Below are 19,489 nucleotides of genomic sequence, written 5' to 3' on the forward strand. Positions count from 1 at the left end.
ACATCGGAAATTCTCTGCCCATGAAAAGCCGAAATGCTACATGCGTCAGCCTTGACGAAAAGTTTGCAACAGAACCCAGCCAACTGGTCAAGATTTTCAAACAGACCCTTGGTCATCTGGTAAACCCGCTCTTCGTCCAGGTCGGGACGAACGATCAGATAGTTGATAACAGACGCGGTGGTGACATCCTTGTCCTGTCCGCTGTAGGTATCCGCCGGTATCGTGTTGACCTGATAAGGCGCGCCGATTTTCTCGATGATGTCGGCGGGAACCTCAACAACGTTGATGTCCACGGAGTTGGCCAGGTCGCGCAGCGAGGCTACGCCAAGTCCGGAAGATTGCAAGGTCGCATCCAATTGGCGGTTCTTCATCAGCTCGACAGATTCTGCAAAGGGCAGATATTCGATCTTGCCGAGATCGTCATAAGAAAGTCCGGCAGCCTCCAGAATGGTGCGCGCATTCAGTTCGGTTCCCGATTTGGGCGCGCCGACGGAAAGACGTTTTCCCTTGAGATCGGCCAATGTCTTGATGCCGGATTCCTTGGAGGCGACGATCTGGACATAATTCGGATATATCGCGGCAAGGGTGCTGAGATTGGTGAGCTTCTTTTTAAAGCCCGCAGCTTCATTGCCTTCATAAGCGTCGCGCAGGGAATCTCCCAGCGTGAAGGCGACTTCCCCGCGGCCGCTATTAATTAGGTTGATATTCTCGATGGACGCCTTGGTCGCCTGAACCGAGGGGCGCACATCGGGAATGCTCGAATAGATTTTTTCCATCGCGACCCCGAGCGGATAGTAGACGCCGCTGGTGCCGCCCGTCAGAATATTTACAAATTCTTCAGCTCGTGTTTGCGTTACACCGACGGCTAATCCTAGAGCCATGGCCAGAGAAACAGTAGTTTTACGATTAAAAAATTGCATGTTCCCTCCTCACCTCGAAAGATACCGCTGGACTATCATTTCAGCGATCAGACAAAAGTCTATGCAGAATGCTTTTCTGTCATATTCGAAAATGTCCTCCCACAGACTTGCTGAACGCTACAGCATTCTTTTTAGAATCCCAAACTGTTTTGGAAATCTGACGTCATCAATATAGATTCGTGCTTTATAAAGCAGCATACGAAGCCGAAATATCGCTGATACTATATATATAACGTATTGTATTTATTATTAATAATAATATTTAGATGGGAATCAAATATATAAAATTAATAATTTCAATTATACATTGAATAAGTGACGAAAATTTCAATTTTGCTGAATGGGTAATTCTTTCAGGGCGGCAGCAGCGATAGAAGACCGATAGAGCGCTTGACAAGCGATAGCTAGCTTTTCATGCTCCAAGACATAATTTGAACAAAATTAACGAGGGAACGGAGAGAAACATGACAGTGAGAAAGTTCAGTCGTCGAGCAGCATTTGCTGTTGTTGCAGGCATGGTTGCCGTTGGAACGGGCATTGCTTTCGCGCAAACTCCTGCGTTTTTTCGCATCGGCACCGGTGGAACGGCAGGCACCTATTACCCGATCGGTGGGCTGATCGCGAATGCTATTTCCGGTGCCGGGGATAAAGGTGTCCCTGGATTGGTGGCCACCGCTGTTTCATCCAACGGATCGGTCGCCAATATCAACGCGATACAATCTGGTTCACTGGAGTCTGGCTTTACGCAGTCGGATGTTGCTTACTGGGCTCACACTGGCACTGGCTTGTATGACGGCAAGGGCAAGGTCGAAGATCTGCGTCTGATCGCGACACTTTATCCTGAAACCATACATCTGGTAGCGCGTAAAGATGCAGGGATCAAATCTGTTGCCGACCTTAAGGGGAAGCGCGTTTCGATTGATGAGCCGGGTTCTGGTACGATTGTTGATGCTCGGATCGTTCTTGAGGCCTATGGCCTGAGTGAAAGTGACGTGAAAGCAGAGCATTTGAAGCCAGGTCCGGCGGGCGAGCGTCTGAAGGATGGCGCGCTCGATGCTTATTTCTTCGTTGGTGGATACCCCACGGGAGCGATTTCGGAACTTGCTACATCGAATGGCATTTCTCTTGTTCCGATTTCTGGCCCCGAGGCTGAAAAGATCAGAGAAAAATACACGTTCTTCTCACAGGATACTGTGCCGGCGGATACCTACAAGGATGTTGGACAGACAGAAACGCTCGCCGTTGCGGCTCAGTGGGTGACGAGCGCAAAGCAGCCGGATGAACTGGTCTACAACATCACAAAAACTCTCTTCAATGATGCAAGCAGGCAGGCTCTTGATGCCGGTCACGCAAAAGGCAAGCTTATCAAGCTTGATACAGCAACCACCAGTCTTGGAATTCCGCTGCACCCAGGTGCGGAACGGTTCTACAAGGAAGCAGGTGTTCTCAAGTAAGCCTATCCTTTCCAAGTGGAATGAATGGACGCGTTGAAACAGTACTCCGAGATGCGGGCACCAGACCGGTGGCCGCGCAAGGATGGGTTTCATGATATCCAGATGGATATGAAACTAACGAGGGCTTGTGTGGTGAACGGACAAGAAACGAAACTTTCGCCCATGGAATTGGATGAGGCCAAAGCGAGAGAGCTTGAAGAGCAGTTCGATTCCGAGATACGGTTTCGCCCGCTGGCACCGATTGCCGCTCGTATCGCCGGGTTCCTGCTCATCGTTTTATCTTTGTTTCACTACTATACTGCGGGTTTCGGCCTTTTATCGGAAATGGTGCATCGCGGCATCCATCTTTCCTTCGTGTTGGGCTTGGTTTTTCTCGTCTTCCCCTTTTCGCGCAAAGGTTATGATCAGCCTGAAACCTCTTCGCTGCTAAGGCCTCTCGGTATTTCGATCATTGACTGGACGTTGGCGATTATCGCTGTTGTGGCAGTACTCCACGTCCCTTTAGTACCGCTTGACGATCTTGCTTTCCGGGTTGGCAACCCGACCACCATAGACGTTGTTCTTGGAGGTTTGTTGGTCGTAGTGCTTTTGGAGGCGACACGGCGTTCGGTGGGCTGGCCGCTGCCCATTATCTCAATTCTGTTCATGCTTTACGCGCTCTATGGACGCCACATGCCCGGCATATTGGTTCATCCAGGTGCGTCTGTAAGCCAATTGATTGATCATCTTTATCTGACGACACAGGGCATCTATGGTATCGCGCTCGGCGTCGTTGCCACCTATGTCTTCCATTTTGTCTTGTTTGGTGTTTTCGCGACCCGTATCGGTTTGGGCCAGTTGTTTCTTGATTGTGCAGCCTGGGTGGCAGGGCGCTTCGCTGGCGGACCTGCAAAGGTCTCGATTTTTGGCTCAGCGCTATTCGGTATGATCTCTGGTTCTTCAGTCGCCAACACGGTCACGGTCGGTTCTCTGACTATCCCTGCGATGATCCGGCTTGGATATAAAAGGCATTTCGCGGCAGCGGTGGAATCGGCATCCTCAACGGGGGGACAAATTACGCCTCCGATCATGGGTGCAGCTGCGTTCCTGATGATCGAATTTCTCAACTTGCCTTATACGACTATCATCCTGGCCGCTATTGTGCCGGCCTTTATGCATTTTTTCGGTGTGTTGATGCAGGTTCATTTTGAGGCCAAGCGCAATGGTTTGCGCGGCATGACCAAGGAGGAGTTGCCAGATCTCGGTGAGGCCTTTAAGCGCGATTGGCCGACAGTCATTCCACTCGTGGTGCTTATTGGTGTTCTGTTGTCCGGTTATACGCCTTATCTCGCGGCCTTCTGGGGTATAACCTTGTGTATTGCGGTCGGCCTTCTTAATCCCCGCAAGCGCATGACGGTGGGGGAGATACTTGACGGTCTGCGAGACGGTGCGAAATACGCTCTTGCCGTTGGTGCAGCGGCGGCTACTGTCGGCATTATAGTGGGCGTGGTAACGCTCACCGGGGTTGGTTTCAAAATTTCCTATATAGTAACATCGACAGCCGCCCAGCTCGCCGGCTTTACTGGGACGATCCTGCCAGTTAGCTGGTTTGGACCGCAGAGTCTCACACTCCTTTTTACGCTCATAATGACCGGAATTGTCTGCATCCTCATGGGGTGCGGCATTCCGACAACGGCGAACTACATCATTATGGCCACGATTGCCGCACCTGCTCTGGGGCTTCTTGGTGTGGAGCCCATCGTCGCGCATTTCTTTGTATTCTATTACGGCGTTCTGGCCGACATAACACCACCCGTGGCGCTCGCCGCCTATGCAGCTGCGGGTATGGCGGGGGCCGATCCATTCAAGACCGGTAATACGGCGTTTCGCTTGGGATTGGGCAAAGTATTGGTGCCGTTTGTCTTCGTTTTCTCGCCGTCGCTGTTATTGGTAACATCCAATTTCAACTGGCCTGACTTCTTTATAGCGTTTTTCGGTTGCGCCATCGGTATTACCGCACTTGGCGCTGCGCTCTCTGGCTTTTTGTTGGTGAGAACAAAGCCTTGGGAGAACATCCTTATGATCTTGGCGGCGGTTCTGTTAGTTGCACCGGAGATTTACTCATCGATGGTGGGCTTGCTCATGTTAGTTCCCGTTGGAATTCGGCAATTTTCTGGGTTAAAAACGGCAAAGATGCGTGAAGCCCACTGAAGCTCTTCCATCCGATGCAAATTGCCTCATGTTATTCTGCCCGCAACGCTCACGATATATATTGTGCCAAACGTTGAATATGACGATGGATACTGCGGCCAGTAGAGAAAGAATTGTGGCGAGAGTTGGCGATAGGACGCCGCGTCTCCCGAGACAGAATCTTGACTGGCAATCAAGGGGCATAGCGCGTGAGTAGGCCTCCCTGCGGAAGGAAGGCCAATTTCTTCACTTAGACGCGTTGGAGGCTCTCTATTGTCTGACTGAGCATCCCTCGTGCGGAAGCAAGCAGGGCCTCCGCAAATATCGGATCGTTGATGTGTGCAGCAACTTTCTTTAGGCTAACGTTGCTTGGAAAGGCGGCTTCGCATTGTTGCGCGAAGACTGGTGGAATATCAGGCCTGTAGAGCGCGCCCTTTGTGCTGTCGTGGCTGGAAAAGCCGCCCAGGGGAACAATGAAGTCAACCGGTCCGGCGGCCTCGTTGAGAATTTTGGCTAAGTGCGCTGCGAGTTTTTCCAGATCGGATTCAGTCGTCCTGACCGCTGTTAGCGCTGCGTTGTGGACGTGGAAATCGCGTCCATTGAACGGACTTTCCTGCGCCGCCATAGCAGAAGGCATGATATAGAAATCGACGTTGCCCGGAGCAAACACGACAGGCACGCCTTTCTTGACAGCTGTGGTCGCCCTGTGTGGTCCGACCGCGCAAAGACCGCCTTGCAGATAATCATTGACCTCCACCAGAGACATGTCGATGACAGCAGCGACATTACGTTCATTGACAATTGTTTCCAGCGTCAAACCGCCATTGCCGGTGGTATGGAACACCATGACCTCGAAACCGTCTGCTTCCAGACCCTCTCGCACGGCGCGACAGCAACCTTCAGTCGTGCCTAATGTTGAGATGAGGATAAGCGGTTTCTGTTCGAATGCACAGGTGGGCGCGTAGCCTTTGGCCATGCCGGCCAAAGCGAAGGCACCGTTCCGATAGACGTCTCGGGAAATCGAATTCAAACCCGAGATATCGCATACGGAATTGAGCATAGCCACATCTTTGACGCCGACGAAACCGGCGGTCATTCCAGAGGCGAGCGTGGAGATCATCAGTTTGGGCATTCCGTAGGCAAAGGAACGCATGACCGACGTGCCCATCGTTGTTCCCATCGAACCGCCGACAGATAAAATACCGGATAGGGGGGTTGCACGATGGACTTGATGCGCTGCCGCGATCGCACCTTCGATCATTTTTTCAAGGATCTTTCCTTCATGACCGATTGCTCTGATTTCCTCGAGTGTGGAAGAGGCCGCGGCTGCAACCTGATGGGGCGAAATCTCAGCGCCGCCGATAATTTCGCGGACTGACGGATCGAGATGGATGACATCACATCCGGCCTCTTCCAGGCAACCGCGCATATAGGCGGCTTCGATCCGTTTCGTATCCTGCGTCACTATCATCAGGACGCGCGGGCGTTCGTTCGACATGGTTCTCCTCCCATTTTCAAACATTACAGATATCGATGTATTGTCCAGCGTCCTTCCTGGCTTCTCTGCTGGTTCAATAGTTTTCGCACCGTTCCGCGGGCGAGAGTTCCGCGTGCGCCAACCGTTATCCGGGCGAGCAATCGTTTCAACGGAATTGAGCGGCCAGCTTCTTAAGGCGCGCCCTTCACTCCAAGCAGCCGCATCGCGTTCTCTTTAAGGATAAGGGGGCGAACCTCGTCGCGAAACGCGGCAGTCTCGAAAGCGCCCAGCCATTTCTCTGGTGAGATCATGGGCCAATCCGAGCCGAAGAGCATTTTCCGCTTCAGTAACGTATTTGCATAACGCACAAGGATGTCGGGGAAATACTTCGGCGACCAGCCGGAGAGATCGATATAGACATTTGGCTTGTGGGTGGCGACCGCTAGCGCTTCCTCCTGCCAAGGGAAGGATGGATGCGCGAGAATAATGGGCATGTCCGGAAAATCCGTCGCCACGTCATCGAGATAAATCGGGTTGGAATATTTCAATCGCATACCGTTGCCGCCCCTCATGCCGGCGCCAACCCCGGTCTGTCCGGTGTGGAAAAGCGCGGGCTTTCCAGCTTCCGCGATTGCTTCGTAAAGAGGATAGGCCAGCCGATCATTGGGATAAAAACCCTGCATGGTCGGATGGAATTTGAACCCCTGAACGCCATGGTTCTCTATGAGATTTCGGGCTTCCCGAGCGCCAAGTTTTCCCTTGTGCGGGTCGATCGACGCGAAAGGAATGAGGATGTCGGAATGCTTGGCGCAGACGGCTGCGACCTCATAATTGCTATAGCGGCGGTATCCTGTTTCGCGCTCAGCGTCGACCGGGAAAATGACGGCGGCGATATTTTGAAGGCGATAATGTTCCGCTGTTTGATCGATTGTTGGCGGATGTCGCCACGGCGCCCCGAAATATTTGGCCATGGAAGCCTGCAGGTCATCGTAGCCATCATCGGCATGGCAGCCGCACGGCTCTTCCGCATGGGTGTGGAAATCGATCGCACGGATCTTTGCAAAATCAACCATGATGGTTGCCTTTCATGTCGTTGCCCCGCTTTGCAGCGAAGCTGGCGAACCAATCGAGCGCCGATGGGTTTTTCATCGCGTCTTTGTTCGCGACGTTTTCGAGTTTATCGCCCAGAAGCAGGCGACGGACTGGAATTTCCATTTTCTTTCCGGTCAGTGTCACCGGAATTGACGGTACAGCGATTATTTCATCCGGAACGTGGCGGGGACTGCGTTCCGAACGCAGTCGTTGTTTCATCTCTTTTATCAAAGTGTTGTCGAAGGCCTTGCCTTGCGCCAGTTGGACGAAGAGCGGCATGTAATAGCCGCCATCGTCTTCCTCGATACAGACGATGAGGCTGTCGACCACCTCCGGGAAGGTTTCCAGCGTGCGATAGATTTCAGCCGATCCGATCCGCACACCGAAGCGGTTCAAGGTGGCGTCCGAGCGTCCATAGACGAAACAGCCGCCATGACTGTTGAACTTCACCCTGTCGCCATGCGTCCAGACGTTCGGATTTATGACAAAGTAGGAGGCGCGGTAGCGCTCATTGTCCTTGTCACCCCAGAAACGCAGCGGCATGGATGGCATAGGCTTGGCTATGACGAGTTCACCGACTTCATCGATGACGGCGTCACCGGTTTCGGTGCGAGCCTGCGCGTCGGTCGCAAGGCCACGAGCCTGAATCTCTCCCGCCAGAACGGGAAGGAGGGGCGCGCCTGCAAGAATTCCGCTGCAAAATTCCGTGCCGCCAGACTGCGAAGTGACCCACAGGTCGGGTTTGACCGCGTCGTAGACCCAGGCGAAAACTTCCGGGGTGGCGGGAGAACCAACCAGCATCACTGACTCCAGCCTCGAATACGGAGCGTAGTTGGCAGGACGTATTCCCTGCTGACGGACCAGTTGCAGAAAGGTCGGATTGGTGCCGAAAACGGTTGCGCCGGTCTTGTCAGCGAGGTTCCAGAGAAACCGCAGGTCGGGGTAGCCCGGATGGCCATCATAAAGTACGGCCTCCGCACTCATAAGTGGCCCCCACATGAGGGTGTTCCACATCATCCAGCCGGTCGTGGAATAGAAAAACAAGCAGTCCTTTTCTTTTAGATCGAAATGGAACGCGGCCGATTTATAGTGCTCGAGCACTATGCCGTGATGTCCATGGACGATCGGTTTCGGTAGACCCGTGGTGCCTGAGGAAAAAAGGATCCACAGCGGATGATCCGAAGACACCCGTTCATAGGCGAAGCTTTCGGGTGTCACCTCGGCGCCGATAAGCATATCGTCCCAATAAAGGATTTGTCCCGCGAAGCCCGGTACTGTCTTCGGAGCCGAAGGCAGGTAATCGAGCATGACGAGGTGTTCGACCTCGGGAAGAGAGACGAGAATCTGCGCAAGCTGCGGTGTGCGGTCGAAGTCCTTGCCGCCGTAACGGTAGCCATTGGTGGCGAAGACCAGCTTTGGTTTGATCTGAAGGAACCGATCAATCACAGTCTGGGCGCCGAACTCCGGCGCAGCCGAAGACCAGACCGCGCCGATTGCGGTGACGGCGAGCTTGGCGATAACAGTTTCGGGAATGTTGGGCATATAAGCGACAACACGGTCGCCCTTTGTGACGCCCATGGCGCGAAGTCGCGTTGCAAGCTTGCGGACTTTGCCAGCAACCTCTCTCCAGCTAACGGCGCCGAGTGGTCGCAATTCTGAGCAATGACGCAGCATAATACGGCTCGGGTCACCGTCGAATTCGTGACGCAGGATGTGTTCAGCATAGTTGAGACGTGTTCCGGTAAACCAGCGTGTTTCTGGCATAGGGTCGTTTGTCACGATGGCGTCGATTTCGCCATCGTGAATGATCTCAAAATAATCCCAGATCGATCGCCAGAAACCGGGGATATCAGTGATTGACCAGTTCAGAAGCGATGGATATCCGTCGAACGACTGGCCACGCTCATGCTTGAGCCACGCCATATAGCGGCTGAGATTGGCCTTCGCCGCACGCTCCGGCGAGGCCGACCACAGAAATTCACCTTCATTGGTCACGCCGTTTCCTCCCTGGCATGTTGCTTCGGCTTAAAGCCAGTTGTTCGGGTTGAAGTCCTGAAGTCCGGTAAGCACGTGATGGGCCCGGGCTGGTTCGGGTACGCGGTCGAAGGCTTGCCTATCCGAGATGCCGGTGGTGACTCCAACGGCATGCGCTCCCGCCTCCCGCGCCATCCGGATTTCCAAGCTTGGATCGTCGCCGATGACGAGTGTTTCTTCCGGATGGACATCCAGAAAATTGCAGATTAGATGGAGCCCGAGTGTCGAAGGTTTTCCAAGAACGATTGGTCTGGCGTCAGTGACCTGCGAAATCATGGCGGCGATCGCCCCGGAAACACCGAGCATTCGTCCGTTGCCCGAGGCGAAGTAGGGTGCGTCGGAAACTGTGAAGAGTTCCGCGCCGTTCCAGACGGCCTCGCAGGCCGCTTCAAGTTCCGGTAATCCGAAGTCGCGCGTCCAACCAACGAGAACAGCATCCACCTTCGGCGTATTGCGGGTTGGCGTCAAAACGTCCAGCCCAGCTTCGCATAGTGGAACACGTGTGCCCTCCGCGCCGAGCACCATGATCCTGGTGTGACCGTTGTCGGTCAGGTATTTCGCGGCAACGCTGGCCGGTGTTAGAACATGCCCGTTGTCGAAGGCGAGGCCAGCGGCCGTCAGAAGCGGATAATAATCGGCTGGGGGGAAAAACGTCCCATTCGTGTAGGCTGCGGTCTTCAAGCCCGCCGCGCGACAGGCGGCGATGGTCTCAACGGCTCCCGGCAACGCCGTATAGGTGTGGGTCGCCTTGTCCATGACCGCCAGCGTGCCATCGATATCGAAGATAATAGCTCGTATCGCTTTTCGCGGGTTGTTCATTGGGAAGCTCCGGATTTGCGCAGTTCGAGGTTGAAACCGGGCTTGGTGACCCGAATTGAACTGATATCCGCGCGTAAACTCAAAGCCGTTACCAAGGATTTGGTTGGCGCATCGAAGGGCGCGTAGATGCGGTGCGCAGGGCCGGCAGCCAGCATCGCATCGACTTGCTCGGACGGCATCACCGCACGCAGCAGAAACTCCTCGTCGGATAGACCTTTTCCAAACCGCTTGCGCAATTCGGACAGCGGAGACATGACTGGTTCGTCTTCGAGTTCCATGGCGCGTTTCGACGATTTGATCCTGTCTTCCACATCCGGGTCGAGCGGAACGGCTGGTGCGCCGAAACGACCGATGGCGTATCGGATCACCTCGTCCGGAATCGTCTGGTAGCGTTCGCCACTGATTACGTTCAGTAGTGCCTGTGTGCCGACGACCTGGCTGAAGGGTGTCACCATAATTGGATAGCCGAGTTCGGCGCGCACACGCGCACTTTCCTCCAAGACCTGAGGCAGAAGATGGAGGCGATTGGCTTCCAAAAGCTGCCGTTTCAGCGTTCCCAGCATGCCGCCTGGCATCTGATGGCGGAAATAGCTTCTATCGAATTCCTGCGGCGCGCCCGGTGGAAGCCCTTCCGCCGAGGCGAGAGCATTGAAATAGGTGTCGACTTCGGCCAATGCGGCGTCGTCGACATCGACGCTATGGCCCATGTCACGGAGATTACGCACGACGGTCGCCGCCGGCGGCTGGGAACTGCCATTGGCTGCTGCGAGCGCGGCTGTGTGCAGGCACGAGACACCGCAATCCGCCGCTTCAAGATAGGCAAATTGCGCCAGTCCGATCGTTGCATGCGAGTGGAACTCGAAGGGGAGCAAACCTGTTTCAGCGTTGAGAGCTGGAAACAGTGTCCTTGCCCTTTCTGGCGTGATCAGTCCGCCTGGGTCCTTGAGATAGAGCCTGTCGAATTTCCCTGATTGGGCGAGAACACGCACAGCGGCGGCGAAATGATTATCATCGTGGACGGGACTGAGGGTGAAGGTTATCGCCGCCACGATGGTTTCGCCTCCGGCCTTGCGAACCAGATCCGCCATCTCCAGCATGGCGGGGACATTGTTCATCGGATCCATTACGGCGAACCGACGAATGCCGTTATTGACAAGCAAACGAAAGGCCAGCGCCATCAATTCATGACTTGCCACCTCCCATGAAATGAAGCGCATGCCGGTGGTGAGGAAACTCAGCGGCGTGTTCGGCATGGCCTCGCGCATAAGCCGCAACCGCTCCCATGGGTTTTCCTTCTTATAGCGTACAGCCACTGCCATATGCGTCGATGTCGTGAAGTCCAACGCGGCGTAGCCCACGCGGTCGAGAACGGGAGCGATGCTGAGCATCTGCGCCGTATTGAGTCCCGTTGCGCCCCAAAGACTTTGATTGCCGTCTCGGAGCGTCGTGTCGATAAGGTCGACGGTCATGGGGTTTCCTCCACAGGGTTCAGGACTTTTGGCAATAACCTGGCGAGGTAATTCGTATCGACACCCCCCTCACGAAACGAGGCGTCTGACAGGATGGCTTGGTGCAAAGCCGCATTGGTCGCAATCCCTTCCAGGGTGCTGATCCTGAGCGCTTGCAGCATGGTGTCGATGGCCTGCTCACGCGACTTGCCCCAGGCAATGAGCTTGCACACCATCGAATCGTAGAAAGGCGAGATCATCGCGCCAGCCTGCATATGTGTGTCCACACGCAGTCCCGGTAGTGAAGGAAACCATACCTGTGTCACGCGGCCTGGCGCTGGACGGAAATCCGCCTGAATATCCTCGGCGTTGAGACGACATTCGAGGGCGTGGCCGTCCAGTATGATATCGTCCTGGGCTAGTGGCAGGGGAGTTCCTTCAGCAATTTTAATCTGGAGGGCGACGAGGTCGAGACCCGATATCGCTTCCGTAACGGGATGTTCGACCTGGATACGCGCATTCATTTCAAGAAAATAGAAAGCTTCACGTTCCACATCGACAAGGAATTCGACGGTGCCAAGCGAGCGGTATTGAATATGGCGGGCGAAAGCCAGCGCCGCTTCGTGCAAACCGCGCCGCAATGTCTGCGATAGTCTGGGCGCTGGCGCTTCCTCGACGAGTTTTTGATAACGCCGCTGGACCGAGCAATCCCTTTCACCGACATGCAAGACGGTGTCGCCGTCTGACAAGATTTGCACCTCGACATGTCGACCCACGCTGACGAAGCGTTCAAGATAGACACGCCCGTCGCCAAAGGCGGCGGTCGCCTCAGCGATCGCCAGATCAAGGGTGGGGCCGAGCTGCTCGACATGGTCCACACGTTTCATTCCGCGCCCACCCCCGCCAGCAACCGCCTTCACCAGCAAAGGAAAGCCGATAGTTTCTGCGATTGTTGCAGCTTCATCGAGGGACGCGACCGATCCACCGGGCACCAGAGGCACTCCCGCCGCTTCTGCGTGGTGTCGGGCGATCAACTTGTCGCCTACCGCTTCCAACTGCTCCGGAGACGGGCCAATAAAAATCAGTCCATGCTCGCGACACGCGTCCGCCAAGGCCCTGTTTTCCGACAGAAAACCATAGCCGGGATGGATGGCGTCGCAGTTGGCGGCGAGAGCCGTGTGAATGATCGTATCGATCTTCAGGTAACTTTCAGTCGCGCGCGACGGCCCTATGCAGACGCTTTGGGTCGCGAGTTTCGCCCCCAGCGTGTCGCGGTCTGCTTCGGAGACCGCAAGCACTGTTTCGATCCCGAGCGAACGGCAAGACCGTATCACCCGCACCGCTATTTCTCCGCGGTTCGCTATAAGTATTCGCTTGATTTGCGCCATGTTCAGACCGGCTTTATCCGGATGAGCACCTGTCCGTACTCAACAAGCTTGCCATCGGAAGCGACAATCTCGACAACCTCACCGGCGACATCGGCTGTTACGGAATTCATAAGTTTCATCACTTCGATGATGCCTATCGCCGCGTTCTGGTCGATAACATCCCCGACCTTGATGAAGGGCTCGGAGCCAGGCTTTGGAGCATGATAGAACGTGCCAAGCAGCGGAGCCGCCACATCGATGAGGCCATCTGCCACGAGAGTTGGCTTTTCCGGCGCAGCACCAGAGACAACTGGCGGCCTCACATGCGGTTTCGTATCGGCTGGCGTGGGTGATAGCGTTTCGACCAGACCGCGCCGCATTTCGAGTTTCAGATCTCCAATCTCCAGCTTCAGTTCATCGAACTGAGAGCTTTCAACCAGACGCATAATGTCTTGTACATCATCACGAGTTAGAGACATGAGTTTACGCCCTCTGCTCACTCGGACAATATTGGGCGCAGTTCCTCGTTTGCGCGGCTATCCGGCGCCTGCATTTCATGGTTTTCCTCCCTGAATGGGCGGCGCGCAGGCTGACCAGAAACCATTCCTCAGGGTTTCGAGGCCGTGCTCGCCTCATGCTTTGGTAGGTTCTATGGCTACGGCCCGGCCCGTAAAGTGTCAATCAGTCACGGCGCATAGTTTCACCAGGTGAAACATCAAAGGAGCGTTTGAGCGCTTGGGCAATCTCATTGGCCGCGTCTGTCAGGCGCTCTGCGTATCGCTCTGCGGCCACGTTGCGCGGGAGAACCTTCTTCGCCCATGTGAGGTTGATAGCGCCCGGCACATGTCGTTCAACTTGGATCGCAACTGCGATGGAATCGCGGCCATCGTCGGAGTTGAGGCGGCCCTCATCGAAATGGCCGCCGAAATCGGGATCGCGCAATCCATAACCGCGCTGCCGGGTCTCTTCGATCATTCGCGTCACCAAAGCCGCATCTTGAGCGATGTGATCGCCCCTGCGACCGGAGCGGCGCAACATGTCGAGGATCGCTTCCCGTCTGGCGTCTTCACAATAGGCCAGGAAGGCGCGTCCTGTGGCGGAGCGCAGAAAATTGATTTCGAAGCCGACTGGTCCAAGTGGAATATGATGGAAGTAACTGCGTGGCGCATTGGTCTCTAACACCTCCATATGTGTCAACCGCGGAACCGCCAGTACGGAGGGCCAACGCACCTCATCGGACAACGCTTCGAGTATGGGGGAGGAGATTTCGATCAGTTGCATCTCGCGACTGACCTGTCCCGCGCGTTCGCTAAGCGAGTAGCTGGCAAGATAGGACCCATCCGCAATGCGCTGCCAGATTACTCCCTGCTCCATCAAGGTTTTCAATATTCTGAGCAGGGACGCCTTCGGAAGACGGGACATGCGGTGGAGATCATTCAAGCTCACCGCGCCGGCCGCCTGCACAAGCTGCATGACGTCCAGGCCGCGGGCGAGGGCTCTTATCGATTTGACCTGTGGTGTCTTCAAAGAACCATCCGTATTTATGGAATCAATCAGCGATCTTAGGACCGACTGCGTAAGTCGCCGTATAGCTTTTCATCGCCCGTTTCACTTCATCGATAAAAGCGGGCCGCGCTTCTTCTTCCTGTTCGAAAACATAGCGCAACAAGCGATCTCCAAGATAGGAAAGGAACGTTGCGCCAATGGGGCTGAACTTGATATCGCCGTGGGCGGAGCGCTCAATCAGCTCGACGATGCCCTTGTGGATATGTTCATTGATATCCCTGCCGGCCAGTTTTGCGACCTGTGTCAGTCGGTTGTTCAACCATAATTCCCGCACAGTAGGCTGGCCATAAAATTCTGCGAACCGATCATTGATCGCGTCAATCGCCGACTCCCATGTCGGAAAATCATCCGCCAGCAACTCGTCGATCAGGGCTCTTGCCTGTTCAAAATAGAGGATGCTCAGCGCTTCCAGCACGGCCTCGCCATTCTCGAAGTAATTATAAAATACGCCCGCCGTCACGCCCGACGCTTCGACGATGGGCCAAGGCGCCTGCACAAGCGCGTCATAGCCCAATTCCGGAAGAAGGCGATCAGCCTCTTCGAGAATGCGTTTCACCTTCGCCTTGCTGCGTTGCTGCGTGGGGGAGCGCCTCAACGCACTGCCAATGTCGATGTCCGAAATAGTTTTGATCATATTCTTTGACGTTTGCCCGATGGGAATGGATTGCCATATTTCCGGGCTCTTGACGACCCGCAAAATTGAAGCTATCACAAAACTAGAATAGATTCCATTCTAGTTTGGAGCTTTATGATGACGATCCCTTCAATATCCATTCCTATGTGGACGCCACTTTACAACCCGCCGCCGCATCGCTTCCATGATTGCAAGCGCATCATGCTTCTCTGTGCGGCGGAACCGGGCAGAGTTCAGAAACTGTTGCCAGCGCCCTTGGAAAGCACAGGGGATTTCGTTTTCATCAGCTGGCTGAAAATCGGAGAAGTTGAAGGCTATCTGGGTTCGTGCAATATCGCTATCAACTTCCCATGCCGATATGGCGAGGCAATCGGGAAGACATGCGCGCTTGAATATATTGATGTGGATATGGGACTAGCTGCTGGACGTGAAATGTGGCCGTGGCCCAAAAAGGGTGGCGATTTTGTCTGGAACGAAACAGACAAGGGCATTCATCTGGAATGTTCACGCCGCGGTGACTTGCTCTTCACTTCGGACGTGACGTTCCGGCAGGAGCAGCTTTCGGAAAACTGGCCTGAAAAGTATGGCGCTCCTGATATTGGTGCGAACAATCTTCAGGTTCGTCATATCGGCAATTCTCATGCCGAGAAGCCACACACAGCCGAAGTTTTGCAGGTGAGCTATCCCAATTCGCTTCTCCATTCGAGTGTAGCGGTTGACGCCACATTGGATATCACCAGCGGTCCGCGCGATTCCATGTCCGAGCTGGGTCCGCTGCGCGTTGTCGCCGCACGATACGACCATCAGGAGTTCGACTTCGATCTTGGTCGCGTCATCGGCAGCCACGCGCTCTGACAAGAACAAAAAGGGGAACTTGAATGAAAAAATATCTTCTTTTCAATACGATAATGGCGGCAGCCGTCTTGTCCGTGACGTCAATCGCAGCCGCCGCCAGCGGCTACGGCGATTGCAAGGTCACGGGTGAATTTGGGAGATACAAGCTGACGCCCGCTGTTGCTGACACGTTTACGGTGCAGGTTACCTTGCCTGCACCTGGTGATTACAACGGTGACACCGCTCAGGATATCAAAAGCGGTTACTCTTATTGTCTTGCGGCCGAGATTGCACATCGTGGAGGCCTTCCAGGCGTGACGGTGAAAAACGTATCGTTTGATGCGCTGATTACCGGACGGACAAAGAATTACGATGTCGCAATCATGCAGCTTTTCAAAACGCCTGCTCGTGAGGCCGTTGCTGATTTCAGCAAACCCTATCTGCGCGTCAACACGGGTGTTCTGGTGCGCGCCAAGAATGACATCACGCCTGAAACGATCAAGGATGCCAAAATTGGCATCCTGATTGGCTCTATTCAGGAGAAGTTCGTTTCGGACGTTTTGAAACCCAAAGAAGCCGCAGCACAATTCCAGAGCATCAATGATATGGTCACCGCCTTGAGGGCTCGCCAGATCGATGTTGTGCTTCTGGACACAACGCTATCGATGATCGCGGCGAAGCAGACGGATAATAAACTGAAGGTCGTCGGTCAGTATGATGTGGGCGGTGACGCCTCAATACTTCTTCCTAAAGGCTCTTCAAACACCGCAATTGTCAACTCAATCGTTGCCGATCTGCGCGCCGAGGGACGGCTAGATAGCTTGCTTGAAGAGCAGTTTGCGCCATTCATGGGTGGTAATCCCAATGATCTGCCGCTCTGGAAAGCGCAGTAAAATCATGGCTGCGATTGAGACGGAAATGTCCTTTTCAAATAGTTTGCTACCGCAAGGCGGTGTGGTCCCGCCACCGCCGACAATGCAGATAAAGATCGTTGCGTTGAGCATGGTGCTGGCGGTTATAGCCAGCGCTGCTCTGGTGGCTTCAAATGCCGCGCCGCAATTTGGCAGCGCCTCATCCTTGTTCGCTGGCTCGGTTGTGGCTGCACTTGTCGCGCTTATCCTTTTTCCTTCGCTGGTTTCCAGTTTTATGAAGGCAGACAGGGCGGCGGAGTGCTGGCGGCAGGGCAACGTGGTTGAAGCGCGCGCCCTCGCACAACGGGCGCGCGACTTTTCTTCGATCGCAATTGGTCTTTCCGTCTTCATGGCCGTGCTGGTCGCGGTCGGTTTCTTTCTGACGGTCAGCGATGGCGCAATTCGCGATACGTTTCTGCGTGGTGAACTGATCAGAACCAGCATGGTCGAAACTGCAAAAGCATTCGCGATCAATATTTCGCTGGCGATCGGCGCGGAAATTCTGGCGCTTATTCTTGGTCTGTTGTTCGCCCTTGGGCGATTGTTGCCCGGCAAGGGGATGGGCCCCGTGCGATTACTGGCAATCGGTTACATTGACCTGTTTCGCGGACTTCCCGCTGTCGTCGTCATTTATCTCATCTGCTTTGGCCTGCCACTTGCTGAAATACCGGTCATCAGTGAGGCAAATCCTGTTGTTTATGCGGTCATTGCGCTGGCTATGACCCATGCGGCCTATAACGCCGAAATATTCCGCGCCGGGATCGAGTCGGTTCATCCCAGCCAATACTCGACTGCGCTTTCCTTAGGGTTGACACCCCGGAGCGCGCTGATCCACGTGATACTCCCGCAAGGTATCGGTCGCGTTGTGCCGCCTTTGCTTGGTGGTTTTGTCGCGTTGCAAAAGGACACGGCTCTGGTCAATATCGTCGGGATCATCGACGCGTTTGCTCAGGCCAAAATCTATGCGGCCAATCATTACAACCTGTCGGCTGTAACCACAGTTTGTATCTTCTTTATCCTAATCACAATTCCGCAGACGCGCTTCGTCGATTATCTTCTCGCACGACGCGCCAGGAGCGCAAAGGTTGGCTCGGCATGAGTGCGTTTATCGAGATATCAAATGTCGAGAAATCTTATGGGACATTTCCGGTGCTCAAGGGCATCAATCTCTCCATCAATGCCCATGAGGTTGTCTGTCTGATTGGTGCGTCCGGTTCCGGAAAATCAACGTTGCTGCGTTGCATTAATGGTCTGGAGGCCATCGACGCTGGGCAAATCGCACTGCAGGGCGATGTTGTCACTGGACTGGGAGTCGATCTCGTGCGGTTGCGCCGGCGCGTCGGCATGATCTTTCAAAGTTTCAATCTGTTCCCCCATCTGACCGTACTTGAGAACGTTATTCTTGCGCCCCGCCAGACACAACTCCTGTCGCGTGAAGAGGCGACTGCGGAAGCGATGGCCATGCTGAAACGTGTTGGCCTGGACCATAAGGCCAAGTCGCGGCCCGACCAGTTGTCCGGTGGCCAGCAACAACGTGTGGCTATTGTCAGGGCCATGATCATGCGACCATCCGTGTTACTAATGGACGAGATAACCTCTGCCCTTGACCCCGCTCTGGTCAGAGAAGTTCTGGATTTGGTGCGCGAACTGGCCCAAACCGGAATGACGATACTCATGGCCACCCATGAGATGGCATTTGCACGAGAGGTTTCGACCCGTATCTGTTTTCTTTCAAAGGGCGTCTTGATCGAACAAGGAACACCCGACCAGATATTCGACCATCCACGGGAACAGGAAACACGAAACTTCCTTCGATCGCAAATCCGTGCTGTCGCTTAGGCAGCGTTTGTCAGTCTGTTGATCCACGCTCGAACAAGGTCGGCTTTTCGGCAAAAATATGAGCCGAAAGGCCGATAGGCGTTCCGGTTTCGCATGCAAAGGGCCAACATTTACCGCGAGCTGATTCAGGTTATTTGCGTATAGGCGGCAGCAGCCGCACGAAAACCTGATTGCGCTGCTGTCACATCGCTGGCCATTACGGTTATTGCAAATCCTTCTGCCCTGCGGCTGCGTGCGTTCTCGCCACTGTAAGAGTAGATGCCACAGCCTATTCCCCTAGTCTGACAGGCGCTCAATATCCGGTGCAGCGCTGCTGCAAGGCGTGGGCCCGGATCCGGAAATTCGCCCAAATCCACTGCAAGATCCCCGGCGCCGATAAAGATAAAGTCGAGTCCGGGTGTCGCAGCTATATCTTCGGCCACTTCAAGCCCGGCCACCGTTTCAATCATAACGCCAACGGCGGTATTGTCGTTCGATTTCTTGAGATACTCCGCCAGGTTTCCGCTCAACGGGCGAATACCGCCGACAGAACGTTTCCCCGCTGGGGCAAAACGCGCAGAAGCGACAATGTCACGAGCCTGTCCCGCATTTTCAACCAGTGGTGCGATAATGCCGTCCGCCCCGGCATCCAGAGCGGTGGTTATCCCTGCGCGGTCATGATCAGCCAAACGCACGAGACGCCATGGCGCTCCCGAAATGGGTCGCAATGCAGCTTCTAGTGCCGCCCGCTCCCACAATCCATGCTGAAGATCGAGGACGACGCCCTCCGCACCGCTGGCTTCTGCGATTTCAACCAGCGCGGGATTGCCGAGCGCTAGCCAATGGAGCGCAACGGTGCCGCGTTCCAGAATGTGACGCCGCAAGGAGGGACGCTCGATTGTCCACGAGATATGGTGTTGCGACATTATAGGGTGTTCCTTCGAAT

17 protein-coding genes are annotated in these 19,489 nt (G+C 54.7%); 6 read left to right on the forward strand and 11 right to left on the reverse strand.

All coding sequences use genetic code 11. The features are described from left to right. Nucleotides 1–920: TAXI family TRAP transporter solute-binding subunit (locus FIC94_RS20830; protein ID WP_235892079.1), on the reverse strand; the 920-nt coding region annotated here is incomplete at its 3' end. A gap of 464 nt (nt 921–1,384) precedes the next feature. On the opposite strand from FIC94_RS20830, the gene FIC94_RS20835 reads away from it, so the two are divergent. Both FIC94_RS20835 and FIC94_RS20840 read left to right on the forward strand, forming a co-directional pair. Further along, entirely contained in the window at nt 1,385–2,374 is a 990-nt protein-coding gene (locus tag FIC94_RS20835) for a TAXI family TRAP transporter solute-binding subunit (protein ID WP_140026264.1), read from the forward strand. Between the two features lie 108 nt (nt 2,375–2,482). Continuing rightward, nucleotides 2,483–4,564: a TRAP transporter permease gene (locus FIC94_RS20840; protein ID WP_180918093.1), complete on the forward strand. Its 2,082-nt coding sequence runs from the start codon at nt 2,483–2,485 to the stop codon at nt 4,562–4,564. A 229-nt stretch (nt 4,565–4,793) separates the two neighbouring features. Here FIC94_RS20840 and FIC94_RS20845 read toward each other — a convergent pair whose 3' ends face one another. The 9 genes from FIC94_RS20845 to FIC94_RS20885 form a co-directional block, all read right to left on the reverse strand. After that, nucleotides 4,794–6,041 carry a Tm-1-like ATP-binding domain-containing protein gene (locus FIC94_RS20845; RefSeq protein ID WP_140026265.1) on the reverse strand — a complete coding sequence of 416 codons (1,248 nt, stop codon included), beginning with the start codon at nt 6,039–6,041 and terminating at the stop codon, nt 4,794–4,796. Nucleotides 6,042–6,211: 170 nt separating this feature from the next. Beyond that, nucleotides 6,212–7,093 (reverse strand): amidohydrolase family protein, encoded by an 882-nt coding sequence (locus FIC94_RS20850; protein ID WP_140026266.1) that lies wholly within the window; start codon nt 7,091–7,093, stop codon nt 6,212–6,214. Next, a complete protein-coding gene (locus FIC94_RS20855) occupies nt 7,086–9,107 on the reverse strand; it encodes an acetoacetate--CoA ligase (protein WP_140026267.1) in 2,022 nt (673 codons plus the stop codon). The genes FIC94_RS20850 and FIC94_RS20855 overlap by 8 nt, the downstream gene beginning before the upstream one ends. A 30-nt stretch (nt 9,108–9,137) precedes the next feature. Continuing rightward, the gene (locus FIC94_RS20860; protein WP_140026268.1) at nt 9,138–9,965 is read right to left on the reverse strand and encodes an HAD-IIA family hydrolase; all 828 of its coding nucleotides are present in this window, start codon (nt 9,963–9,965) and stop codon (nt 9,138–9,140) included. Then, entirely contained in the window at nt 9,962–11,434 is a 1,473-nt protein-coding gene (locus FIC94_RS20865) for a biotin carboxyl carrier protein (RefSeq protein WP_140026269.1), read from the reverse strand. The genes FIC94_RS20860 and FIC94_RS20865 overlap by 4 nt, the downstream gene beginning before the upstream one ends. Continuing rightward, complete coding sequence (locus tag FIC94_RS20870; RefSeq protein ID WP_140026270.1) at nt 11,431–12,801, reverse strand: acetyl-CoA carboxylase biotin carboxylase subunit; 1,371 nt, start codon at nt 12,799–12,801, stop codon at nt 11,431–11,433. Before FIC94_RS20870 ends, FIC94_RS20865 begins: the two co-directional genes overlap by 4 nt. A 2-nt stretch (nt 12,802–12,803) precedes the next feature. Beyond that, nucleotides 12,804–13,259, reverse strand: coding sequence for an acetyl-CoA carboxylase biotin carboxyl carrier protein (locus tag FIC94_RS20875; protein WP_140026271.1), 456 nt, complete (start codon nt 13,257–13,259; stop codon nt 12,804–12,806). Between the two features lie 202 nt (nt 13,260–13,461). Continuing rightward, entirely contained in the window at nt 13,462–14,307 is an 846-nt protein-coding gene (locus FIC94_RS20880) for a helix-turn-helix domain-containing protein (RefSeq protein ID WP_140026272.1), read from the reverse strand. A gap of 22 nt (nt 14,308–14,329) precedes the next feature. After that, the gene (locus FIC94_RS20885; protein ID WP_140026273.1) at nt 14,330–14,980 is read right to left on the reverse strand and encodes a TetR/AcrR family transcriptional regulator; all 651 of its coding nucleotides are present in this window, start codon (nt 14,978–14,980) and stop codon (nt 14,330–14,332) included. Between the two features lie 144 nt (nt 14,981–15,124). On the opposite strand from FIC94_RS20885, the gene FIC94_RS20890 reads away from it, so the two are divergent. From FIC94_RS20890 to FIC94_RS20905, 4 genes are read left to right on the forward strand one after another with little or no spacing between them, the layout of a single operon-like run. After that, entirely contained in the window at nt 15,125–15,835 is a 711-nt protein-coding gene (locus tag FIC94_RS20890; protein WP_268967500.1) for an acetoacetate decarboxylase family protein, read from the forward strand. 23 nt (nt 15,836–15,858) lie between these two features. Next, nucleotides 15,859–16,707, forward strand: a complete 849-nt coding sequence (locus FIC94_RS20895; RefSeq protein ID WP_140026275.1) for an ABC transporter substrate-binding protein — start codon at nt 15,859–15,861, stop codon at nt 16,705–16,707. A gap of 4 nt (nt 16,708–16,711) precedes the next feature. After that, nucleotides 16,712–17,824: an amino acid ABC transporter permease gene (locus FIC94_RS20900; RefSeq protein WP_180918083.1), complete on the forward strand. Its 1,113-nt coding sequence runs from the start codon at nt 16,712–16,714 to the stop codon at nt 17,822–17,824. After that, nucleotides 17,821–18,564, forward strand: coding sequence for an amino acid ABC transporter ATP-binding protein (locus FIC94_RS20905; protein WP_140026277.1), 744 nt, complete (start codon nt 17,821–17,823; stop codon nt 18,562–18,564). Before FIC94_RS20900 ends, FIC94_RS20905 begins: the two co-directional genes overlap by 4 nt. 125 nt (nt 18,565–18,689) lie before the next feature. On the opposite strand, the gene FIC94_RS20910 is transcribed toward FIC94_RS20905, so the two are convergent. Then, the gene (locus tag FIC94_RS20910) at nt 18,690–19,469 is read right to left on the reverse strand and encodes an HpcH/HpaI aldolase family protein (protein WP_180918085.1); all 780 of its coding nucleotides are present in this window, start codon (nt 19,467–19,469) and stop codon (nt 18,690–18,692) included. Nucleotides 19,470–19,489: the final 20 nt, after the last annotated feature.

Origin of the sequence: Ochrobactrum teleogrylli, from assembly GCF_006376685.1 — a bacterium.
Classification (GTDB): Bacteria; Pseudomonadota; Alphaproteobacteria; order Rhizobiales; family Rhizobiaceae; genus Brucella; species Brucella teleogrylli.

Excerpts from the sequence above, each read along its gene's own strand:
- FIC94_RS20850 (WP_140026266.1), bottom strand. The coding sequence starts at position 7,093 with ATGGTTGATTTTGCAAAGATCCGTGCGATCGATTTCCACACCCATGCG.
- FIC94_RS20900 (WP_180918083.1), top strand. The coding sequence starts at position 16,712 with ATGGCTGCGATTGAGACGGAAATGTCCTTTTCAAATAGTTTGCTACCG.
- FIC94_RS20845 (WP_140026265.1), bottom strand. The coding sequence starts at position 6,041 with ATGTCGAACGAACGCCCGCGCGTCCTGATGATAGTGACGCAGGATACG.
- FIC94_RS20870 (WP_140026270.1), bottom strand. The coding sequence starts at position 12,801 with ATGGCGCAAATCAAGCGAATACTTATAGCGAACCGCGGAGAAATAGCG.
- FIC94_RS20840 (WP_180918093.1), top strand. The coding sequence starts at position 2,483 with ATGAAACTAACGAGGGCTTGTGTGGTGAACGGACAAGAAACGAAACTT.
- FIC94_RS20835 (WP_140026264.1), top strand. The coding sequence starts at position 1,385 with ATGACAGTGAGAAAGTTCAGTCGTCGAGCAGCATTTGCTGTTGTTGCA.
- FIC94_RS20860 (WP_140026268.1), bottom strand. The coding sequence starts at position 9,965 with ATGAACAACCCGCGAAAAGCGATACGAGCTATTATCTTCGATATCGAT.
- FIC94_RS20865 (WP_140026269.1), bottom strand. The coding sequence starts at position 11,434 with ATGACCGTCGACCTTATCGACACGACGCTCCGAGACGGCAATCAAAGT.
- FIC94_RS20885 (WP_140026273.1), bottom strand. The coding sequence starts at position 14,980 with ATGATCAAAACTATTTCGGACATCGACATTGGCAGTGCGTTGAGGCGC.
- FIC94_RS20875 (WP_140026271.1), bottom strand. The coding sequence starts at position 13,259 with ATGTCTCTAACTCGTGATGATGTACAAGACATTATGCGTCTGGTTGAA.
- FIC94_RS20895 (WP_140026275.1), top strand. The coding sequence starts at position 15,859 with ATGAAAAAATATCTTCTTTTCAATACGATAATGGCGGCAGCCGTCTTG.
- FIC94_RS20890 (WP_268967500.1), top strand. The coding sequence starts at position 15,125 with ATGTGGACGCCACTTTACAACCCGCCGCCGCATCGCTTCCATGATTGC.
- FIC94_RS20905 (WP_140026277.1), top strand. The coding sequence starts at position 17,821 with ATGAGTGCGTTTATCGAGATATCAAATGTCGAGAAATCTTATGGGACA.
- FIC94_RS20910 (WP_180918085.1), bottom strand. The coding sequence starts at position 19,469 with ATGTCGCAACACCATATCTCGTGGACAATCGAGCGTCCCTCCTTGCGG.